The sequence below is a fragment of the Nocardia pseudovaccinii NBRC 100343 genome (assembly GCF_001613225.1).
Classification (GTDB): Bacteria; Actinomycetota; Actinomycetes; order Mycobacteriales; family Mycobacteriaceae; genus Nocardia; species Nocardia pseudovaccinii.
Genome location: NZ_BDBY01000057.1, coordinates 1 through 9163, shown reverse-complemented (window position 1 = coordinate 9163; position 9163 = coordinate 1). Strand labels below are relative to the sequence as shown.

At 66.6% G+C, this 9163-nt stretch carries 8 protein-coding genes; 6 read left to right on the top strand and 2 right to left on the bottom strand.

Annotation, left to right across the window (positions count from 1 at the left end; genetic code table 11):
• Positions 1-27 precede the first annotated feature (27 nt).
• On the top strand, positions 28-795 hold the full coding sequence (locus NP3_RS07090) for an alpha/beta fold hydrolase (protein ID WP_063038987.1): 768 nt from the start codon (positions 28-30) through the stop codon (positions 793-795).
• 202 nt (positions 796-997) lie between these two features.
• Positions 998-1909: a ferredoxin family protein gene (locus tag NP3_RS07085; RefSeq protein ID WP_063038985.1), complete on the top strand. Its 912-nt coding sequence runs from the start codon at positions 998-1000 to the stop codon at positions 1907-1909.
• Between the two features lie 115 nt (positions 1910-2024).
• On the opposite strand, the gene NP3_RS07080 is transcribed toward NP3_RS07085, so the two are convergent.
• Positions 2025-3008 (bottom strand): SDR family NAD(P)-dependent oxidoreductase, encoded by a 984-nt coding sequence (locus NP3_RS07080; RefSeq protein WP_063038984.1) that lies wholly within the window; start codon positions 3006-3008, stop codon positions 2025-2027.
• Between the two features lie 153 nt (positions 3009-3161).
• On the opposite strand from NP3_RS07080, the gene NP3_RS07075 reads away from it, so the two are divergent.
• Positions 3162-3617, top strand: a complete 456-nt coding sequence (locus tag NP3_RS07075) for a hypothetical protein (RefSeq protein WP_063824704.1) — start codon at positions 3162-3164, stop codon at positions 3615-3617.
• 68 nt (positions 3618-3685) lie between these two features.
• Positions 3686-7126, top strand: coding sequence for an error-prone DNA polymerase (locus NP3_RS07070; RefSeq protein WP_063038983.1), 3441 nt, complete (start codon positions 3686-3688; stop codon positions 7124-7126).
• A gap of 3 nt (positions 7127-7129) precedes the next feature.
• Here the strand turns inward: NP3_RS07070 and NP3_RS07065 are convergent, their stop codons facing one another.
• Positions 7130-7528 carry a nuclear transport factor 2 family protein gene (locus NP3_RS07065; RefSeq protein WP_218024821.1) on the bottom strand — a complete coding sequence of 133 codons (399 nt, stop codon included), beginning with the start codon at positions 7526-7528 and terminating at the stop codon, positions 7130-7132.
• A 108-nt stretch (positions 7529-7636) separates the two neighbouring features.
• On the opposite strand from NP3_RS07065, the gene NP3_RS07060 reads away from it, so the two are divergent.
• Both NP3_RS07060 and NP3_RS07055 read left to right on the top strand, forming a co-directional pair.
• Positions 7637-8275, top strand: coding sequence for a TetR/AcrR family transcriptional regulator (locus NP3_RS07060; RefSeq protein ID WP_063038991.1), 639 nt, complete (start codon positions 7637-7639; stop codon positions 8273-8275).
• A gap of 31 nt (positions 8276-8306) precedes the next feature.
• Positions 8307-9163: DUF4349 domain-containing protein (locus NP3_RS07055; RefSeq protein WP_169814455.1), on the top strand; the 857-nt coding region annotated here is incomplete at its 3' end.

The window sequence follows — 9163 nt, the reverse complement described above, 5'->3', positions numbered from 1 at the left end:
AAATTAGACACAGTACTCTCGGAAATCGTGGATCTCGCGGTGACCAGGGCTGTGCTCGACGGCGTGCGGATCGCCTATCGGGATTCCGTGGTGGGCGATGGCGTGCCGGTGGTGCTGGTGCACGGTATGGGCGGGGACGGGCATACCTGGGATCGGTTCGCGCACACCTTGATGCGGGCCGGGCGGCGGGTCGTCATTCCCGATCTGCGCGGGCACGGACGCAGCGCGCACACCGAGTCCTATCTGTTCGCCGAATTCGGGGCGGACGTGCTGAATCTCTGTGATTACCTGGAGCTGGACTCGGTGGATCTGGTCGGACATTCGCTGGGCGGTTATGCGGTTTCCTGTGTCGCGCAGGAACGGCCCGAGCTGGTGCGGCGGCTGGTCATCGAGGAGTGCCCGATGCCGCTGCGTTCCGGCGATGAAGAGGTGAAGCTGACCCGTCGCTTCCCGACCATTCCGGAACTCTGGCACGCCACTACCAGCCTGATCCGGCATCCGCGCGCGGTGCTCGCTTTCGATCGCTCGATGACGCGGACCGCGCTCGAACAGTTCCGCAAGCCGAATCCGGAGTGGTGGGATCGGCTCAGCGACATCACCGCGCCGACTCTGGTGCTGCGCGGCGGTCCCGGCGGCATGGTCGATCCGGAGAAGCTGGCGATTCTGCGCGACGCCATCCCGAACTGCGCGGTGACCGCCTTCACCTGTGGTCACAGCATCCACCGCGATCGCTACCGCGAATTCGAGACAACCGTGCTGCCGTTCCTGGCGACGCTCTCACCCGCGGCTATCTAGAGTGAAGCGGTGCCCGCGCAAGACCGTCCGGTTCTGTTCTTCCCCGACGAGCAGTCGTTCCGCGACTGGCTGCTGACCAACCATGCCTCGGTGGACGGGTCTGGCAGGGGTTGATGCATCCGGCCGGACAAGCCGAGATCGATCGGGCCAAGGCTGACGGCCGCTGGGACGTGGCGCTCGCCGACGGACAGACGTTGGGCTGATGACCGGATTCGAAGGGATGCTCTGCTCGGCGGCAGCCGCGGTCGATGTGCCCTTGCCCGGCACGGCAACCCGGGTGACAGGGTGGTTGTGCGTCGAGCAGCCGGGCGCGTGGGGTCGGGACGTGATCGGTGATGAGGTGCTCGGTCAGGAGATCACCGCCGAACTCGCCGCCCGCGCCGCCGCCGCGAAGGTTCGTCCGACGCTGATCCGGCGGCCGGGCCGCAACGAATTCACCGGTGTCCGAACGGTTTTGATCGCCAGCTCGCGTCCGCGGGACTCCTGGTGCGAACGCTTCGAGATCACCGACCTGAAACAGTTGCTCGACCTGGACCTGAACCTGCTGAACGGTGCACCGCCGGGAATCGGCGCGCCCGTGCGTGATCCGCTGATCCTGGTGTGTGCGCACGGGAAGCGCGATCAGTGCTGCGCCCTGTTCGGTCGTCCGATCGCCGCGAATATGGCCGCCGACTATCCGGACCGGGTCTGGGAGTGCTCGCACACCGGCGGTCATCGCTTCGCGCCCGCCATGGTGCTGCTGCCCTCCGGGCTGACCTATGGTCGCGTCGATACCGCGGCCGCCATCGCGGCGGTCGAAGCCGTGCGGCGCGGCGCGGTTTCGCTGGACGGACTGCGTGGTCGCAGCGGTCATCATCCTGTTGAGCAGGTCGCGGAAATCGCAGTCCGCGAACAGGTTTCGGCACGTCTCGACGATCTCACCGCCCACCTCGAAACCGATTCCGCCGCAACCGATTCCGTACCGGCCGTGGTAACCCACCGCGACGGCCGCCGCTGGCGTGTGACGACTCGCACCGTCGGATTCCCGCCGCGCCAAGCCAGTTGCGGTGCCGCCCCGAAACCGGTCACCGCGATTGTGGCCGACCGGATCCAGCCGTTGACCACAGGGGAATAGCCCCGCCTCGTCCTCCATCGAAACGACGAACGGGAAATGGTTGCGGCAAATCCGCCGCAGCCATATCCCGTTCGCGGCGACCTTTATCGCCCCCTGCGGGATGAAGGTCGCGGGCTTACCAGTGGGTGCCGGGTACCCAACGGGCGGCGCGGCGCAGGGCGGTGCCGGTGACCCGGCGGGCCGTCGACTGATGACGCGGTTCACGTTGCGGCGCAGGGGATTGCGCCAGTTCCTCGGTATCCGCCTGCTCGCCCTTGGCGGCGAGGGAGTCGGGGAGGGCCCGGTAGTAGCGGTGCAGGATGCGGTCGCGCAGCTTCGGGGTGAGCAGTGCGCCGTATTCGGCAAAGGTGCCGAGCGGGACATCGATGCGCTTGGGTCGCTCGCTCAGTGCGCGCACGATGGTGGCGGCCGCCCATTCAGGAGACTCCGACGGACCCTGATCGCCGCTCGGGGTGATCATCGGGGTGCGCACCAGCGGCATGTGGATGGTGGTGAAGGTGACGCCGTCGGCCATGGTTTCGACCGACGCGACCTCGGCGAACTTATCCAGCGCCGCCTTGCTCGCGAGGTAGGCGGCGAAGCGCGGCGCGGCCACCTGCACGCCCGCACTGCTGATATTGACGATGTGGCCGAACTTGCGCTCGCGCATCTGCGGCAGCAGCGCCAGCGTCAATCGCACGGCGCCGAAGTAGTTGACCGCCATGGTGCGTTCGAAATCGTGCAGCCGGTCGGTGGAGCGGTGGATGGCGCGACGGATCGAGCGGCCCGCATTGTTCACCAGCATGTCGACGTGGCCGTGCTCGTCCAGGATGGTCTTGACGGCGTGGTCGACGGAGTCGGAATCGGTTACGTCGCACTGATATCCGTAGGCGCTGCCGCCCTCGGCGCGGATCTCTTCGACCACCGTCGTGAGTTCGTCGGCGCGCCGGGCGAGCAGGAAGACGATGGCGCCCTTATCCGCGACGGCCAGCGCGGCGGCCCGGCCGATGCCGGAGGACGCGCCGGTAATGAGCACATGCCGCCCCGTCAGGTCGCGGTTGCGGCGATTGCGCCGGACCTGCCCGCGCAGGTCGGCGTCGTCAGCGGAAGCCCGGGTCATCGCTGCTCCTTTGCAGGTCGAGTCGGCATGAACTTACTCTGAAGTAAGTTTACCTGCCAAGTGCGCTTCGTCATGTCGAGCGTTCGAATCGAGCCACGCCGAGGTGTTCGAACCGGCCTCGAATCTATCGAACATATGTGCGATACTCTGCGCATGGCGGACGATCGGATGGCGGAAATCTTTGCCGCGGTGCGGCTCTCCGGCAGTGATCCGGAGGCGGCGCGGCGGATGCTGGCGGAACTGTGGGACGAGCTCGGCGACGGTGGAGATCCGTTGCAGCGCTGCGTGATTGCGCATCACCTCGCCGATCTGCAGGGCACGGCAGAAGGTGCGCTGCGCTGGGATCAACGCGCGCTGGCCGCGGTGTTCGGCCCGGGTGTGCCCCTCGATGAGGGGCTACGCGGATTCCTGCCCTCGCTCTATCTCAATCTCGCCGACAGTCACCGCCGCGTCGGCGACTTCGATGTGGCCTACATGCAGCTGACCATCGCTCGCGGCCACCTCGATGTCCTTGCCAACGACGCCTATGGCGCCGTGATCCGCACCAGCCTGGACAAGGTCGAGGCCGCGCTGGGCGAGAAGTCGATGGATCCGCTCCCGGCCGCCTGATTCGGCGGGTGCCCACACCTCTTCCGTAGTTCGAATGTATGTTCGACTATGTGAGGAGGTGATGTGTCATGGGTTGGAGCAACGGCCCGCCTACCTGGGCGGAGTTGGAGCGGGTGCTGTCCGGTCGACCCGGACCGACGAATCCGGATGCGATGTATCCGGGCGACGGCGGCGACAGTCCGGCATGGTCGCGCAAGCGCGGGGACTATCAGCCCGAACCGGTCGCACCGCCGGGCGGGCCGGTGGTGCCGTACGCGGAGTTGCACGCGCATTCGGCCTACAGCTTCCTCGACGGTGCGAGTCAGCCGGAGGAGTTGGTGGAGGAGGCGGTGCGGCTCGGGTTGGCGGCGATCGCGCTCACCGACCACGACGGCTTCTATGGAACCGTGCGCTTCTTCGAGGCGGCGAGGGAATGGGGGATCCCGACGGTCTACGGGGCCGAATTGTCGCTGGGCACCGCGGAAGACGCACCGCGCCTCGGGGATTCGCTCGGCCATGTCGGCGCACCCGATTCGGCGCCGCGCACCGGCTCGCCGGACCCGGCCGGTCCGCATCTGCTGGTGCTCGCCCGCGGTCAAGAGGGCTATCGCCGACTCTCCAGTGAGATCGCGGCCGCACACATGGCCGCGGGGGAGAAGGGCATCCTCCGCTACGACCTGGACGCGCTCACCGCGGCGGCGTCCGGGCACTGGCACATCCTGACCGGATGCCGCAAAGGTCATGTGCGCCGAGCTCTCGAGCGCGATCTGCAGGCGGGAGACGCCCGTCTCGGGCGAGCCGAGGCCGCCCTGCGCGACCTGACGGAGCGCTTCGGTGCCGACCGGGTGAGCGTGGAACTCACCCATCACGGCATTCCGGAGGACGACGAACGCAACGCCCACCTCATCGCCCTGGCCGATCGTCTCGGTCTGCCGGTGGTGGCCACCACCGGAGCGCATTTCGCCGCACCCGCTCAGCGGCGGCGCGCCATGGCGCTCGCGGCGATCCGGGCGCGCCGGAGCCTGGACGATATCGCGGGCTGGTTGGCGCCGACCGGTGGCGCGCACCTGCGCTCCGGCGCGGAGATGGCGCAGTTGTTCGCCGCCTGTCCGGAGGCGGTGGCGAATGCGGTGACGCTCGCCCGCGAATGCGCCTTCGATCTGAAATTGATCGCGCCGAGCCTGCCGCCGTTCGACGTGCCCGACGGCCACGACGAGGCGTCCTGGCTGCGTGAACTCACCCTTGCGGGCGCGGCTCGGCGTTACGGTCCGCCGTCGGGAAACCCCGAGGCGTATCGGCAGATCGAGCACGAACTCGCGATCATCGACGAGATGAAGTTTCCCGGTTACTTCCTGGTGGTGCACGATATCGTCAGCTTCTGCAAGGAGAACGACATCCTCTGCCAGGGCCGGGGTTCGGCGGCCAATTCGGCCGTCTGCTACGCGATCGGCATCACCAATGTAGACCCGGTCGCCGCCGAGTTGCTGTTCGAACGCTTCCTCGCACCGGAGCGCGACGGCCCGCCCGATATCGACATCGATATCGAATCCGATCGCCGCGAGGAGGCGATCCAGCACGTCTACGCCAAATACGGTCGCGAATACGCCGCTCAGGTGGCGAATGTGATCACCTATCGCGGTAAGTCAGCGGTTCGCGATGCCGCACGCGCACTGGGCTTTTCGCCTGGACAGCAGGATGCCTGGAGTAAGCAGGTGAGCGAGCGCAGCGAGCGAACCAAAAGCACAGCGCCCTCGGCGAACGGCATAGCCGAGCGCCAGCGAGGCGAAGCCGTGAGCCGCTGGACCGGAGTCGGCGCCGAAACCGGCACCGATATTCCCGCCGAAGTGCTGGAGCTGGCCACCGAAATCGAGGGTCTGCCAAGACATCTCGGCATCCATTCCGGCGGCATGGTGATCTGTGACCGGCCCATCGCCGATGTCTGTCCGGTCGAATGGGCGCGCATGCCCGGCCGCAGCGTACTGCAGTGGGATAAAGACGATTGCGCCGCGATAGATCTGGTGAAGTTCGACCTGCTCGGTCTCGGCATGCTCTCCGCACTGCACTACATGATCGATATGGTGCGCGAGCACAAGGGCGAAACCGTCGAACTGCACAAGCTGGACCTGAAGGAAACCGCTGTCTACGAAATGCTTTCGCGCGCCGACTCGGTGGGGGTGTTCCAGGTGGAGTCGCGGGCGCAGATGGCCACGCTGCCCCGGCTGAAGCCGCGGGAATTCTACGACCTGGTGGTAGAGGTGGCGCTGATCCGACCCGGTCCGATCCAGGGTGGTTCGGTGCATCCCTATATCCGTCGCCGCAACGAGGACGAGGAAGTGACCTATGACCATGACGCGCTGAAGAATTCGCTGAAGCGCACCCTCGGCGTGCCACTGTTCCAGGAACAGCTCATGCAGATGGCCATCGACGTCGCCGGTTTCACCGCCGCCGAGGCCGATCAGTTGCGCCGCGCCATGGGTTCCAAACGCTCACCCGAACGCATGGAGCGCCTCAAGGACAGGCTGTATCAGGGCATGCGCGATCTGCACGGCATCACCGGCGAAGTCGCCGACCGCATCTACGAGAAGTTGTATGCGTTCGCGAATTTCGGCTTCCCGGAGAGTCATTCGCAGAGTTTCGCCTCGATCGTGTTCTACTCGGCCTGGTTCAAACTGCACTATCCGGCCGCCTTCTGCGCCGGATTGCTGCGTGCTCAGCCCATGGGGTTCTACTCACCGCAGTCGCTGGTCGCCGACGCCCGCAGGCACGGCGTCCGGGTGCACGGACCCGATATCAATGCCAGCCGCGCCGAACCCGCCGTCGAAAACCATGGCGACGAGGTGCGGCTCGGCCTGGCGACCGTCCGTCACATCGGCACCGACCTCGCCGAGCGCATTGTCGCCGCCCGATCGTCCGGTCCGTACACCTCCTTCCTCGACCTGACCGGTCGCGTGGAACTCACTGTCGCCCAAGCCGAATCCCTCGCCACCGCAGGCGCTTTGGGTTGTCTGGGCATCACCAGACGCGAGGCGCTGTGGGCGGCGGGGGCCGCGGCGGGCGAACGTCCCGACCGACTTCCCGGCACCGGCGCCGCCACCACCGCCCCCGCTCTGCCCGGCATGAGCGAACTCGAACTGGCCGCCGCCGACGTCTGGGCCACCGGCATTTCCCCGGGCAGCTATCCCACCGAATTCCTACGCCCGCAACTGGATGCGCTCGGCGTCATCCCCGCCGCAGGCTTGCTCGACGTGCCCGACGGCTCCCGTGTTCTGGTCGGCGGCGCCGTCACGCATCGGCAACGCCCCGCCACCGCCGCCGGTGTCACCTTCCTCAACCTGGAAGACGAAACCGGCATGGTGAACGTCGTCTGCTCGGTGGGTCTGTGGACCCGCTATCGTCGCTTGGCCCAGAGCGCGCCCGCCCTGCTCATCCGCGGCCGGGTCCAGAATGCCGAGGGTGCGGTCAGTGTCGTCGCCGAATACCTGCAGCGCATGGACCTGCGCGTCGATTCCAGATCCCGCGACTTCCGTTGAGGCTCAGAACATTCCGTTCGCATTGGCGGCCTGCTCCGGAACCGGCTGGATGACATCCCAGTGTTCGACCAGCTTTCCGTCGGCGAGGCGGAAGATATCCATGATCGCCAGCCCGCGGTCACCGGGTTCGCGCACGCCGTGCACATGGGCGACCACGTAATCACCCTCTGCCACAACGCGTTTCACTTCGACACGGAGTTTCGGAGCGCCCTCCTTCAGGCCGGTGAGGCGTGCGAGTAGTCCGTCGAAATCATCGGCGATCTCCGGATTGTGCTGGATGTAGCGCGCACCGAAGAACTCGGTGGTGGCCTCGAAATCCTTGGCATTGAACGCGGCTTCGTAGAACGCGAGGACGGTCTGCTTGTTCGATTCGAGCTTCGGATCGACGAAAGTGCGGGTCATGAGCATTTCTCTGATCTCTTCGAGCGGCCTGCAAGCAGTCGCTAGCGATAACTGAACAGCTGTAGCGTTACAACTGTAGCGCTACGTGTGTCCGGCTACAATTCCCTGATGACCTCGGATCCGACGACCCGGCGCGGTCGCAATCCGCGCGGCCACGGCGGCCGACTGCGTGCGGAGATCGTCGACGCCGCGATTCGGCTGCTGGATGAACTCGGCGATGATCAGGCCCTGTCCATGCGCGCGGTCGCGCGCGAAATCGGCAGTGCCGCAACGTCGGTCTACCTGCATTTCGCCGATCGAGACGCGCTGGTGTCGGCCGCGCTGGAGCGCTATCACGGCGATTTGGTGCGCGCGATCGATGACGCGGAGGCCGCCATCGACGATCCCGTCGACAGGCTGCGCGCTCGCATCCGCGTCCTCGGCGACTGGGCCTATCGACATCCGGGCATGTACAAGGTGCTGCACGAGAGCACCCTCAACCAGCGCGTGGACATGCCGTTCAAACGGGAACTGACCGAAGGCACGGCCGCCGCGATCCGGCGCTGTATGGATGCTGGTCTGGTACCCGTCGACGACCCGGTCTCGGTCATGCTCGACCTGCGCGCGGCGGTGCACGGCGCGGTATCGATGCGGCTCAACGAACCCGGCCAGACCTGGCCGCCGCTCGCCGATCAGATCGAGCGATTTCTCGTGAAACTCGTCGGCGTCCCTTCGGAATTCGGGAATGTCCAGCATCGAGTTTCGTGACCGAATTCGCCGCAGCGGCTAACCTGCGTTCATGCGGAAGCTTGCTGTGCTGGTGATCGGCCTGCTGGGTTTGACGTTGCTGGTCGGCTGTGGTGATGACAACGACGACAATGCCGGTCCGGGCCGGTCCAGCATGGCGACCGTCGCGCCGATGGCGCCGCCGCCGAGTCTGCGCGAGGGCTCCCCGGCGAAGGGGGATACCGGCGGGACCACCGTCGAAGCGCGCAGGGAGGTCATCACCGGCAGCGTCGACATCACCGCGGATGATCCGATCAAGGCGGGCGGCAAGGTGACCGATCAGGTGCGCGAGGTCGGCGGCCGGGTCGACAGCCGCACCGAACAGCCGGGCACCGATGACACCGATCCGCAGGCCACGCTCACCGTGCGGGTGCCCGCGGACAAGACGGACAAATTCATCGACGGCCTCGGCGGGGTCGGCCGGGTCACCCGGATGAGCACCAACCGCGACGACGTCACCATGCAGTGGGAGGACCTCGACGCCAGGATCAAGGCGCTGCAGGCCTCGGTCGACCGGTTGCGCGCGCTCATCTCCGGTGCGACCAATACCGCGGATCTCATTGCCGCCGAACAGGCTCTGTCGAGTCGGCAGGGTGAGCTCGACAGCCTCACCGCGCAGAAGCGGCACCTCGACGATCAGGTCGCGCTGTCCACGCTCACCATCGACATCATCACCGAGGACAAGGATTCCGACGAGGGGCCGACCAATTTCTGGGACGGCATCGTCTCCGGCTGGCATTCACTGGTCGATTGGCTGCAGGACGCGGTGGTGTTCACCGGCAAGGCGATTCCATGGCTCGGATTCGTCGTGGTGATCGGCGCGGTGGCGTGGGGTGTCGTGCGGGTGGTGCGAGGCCGGAAGCATTCGTC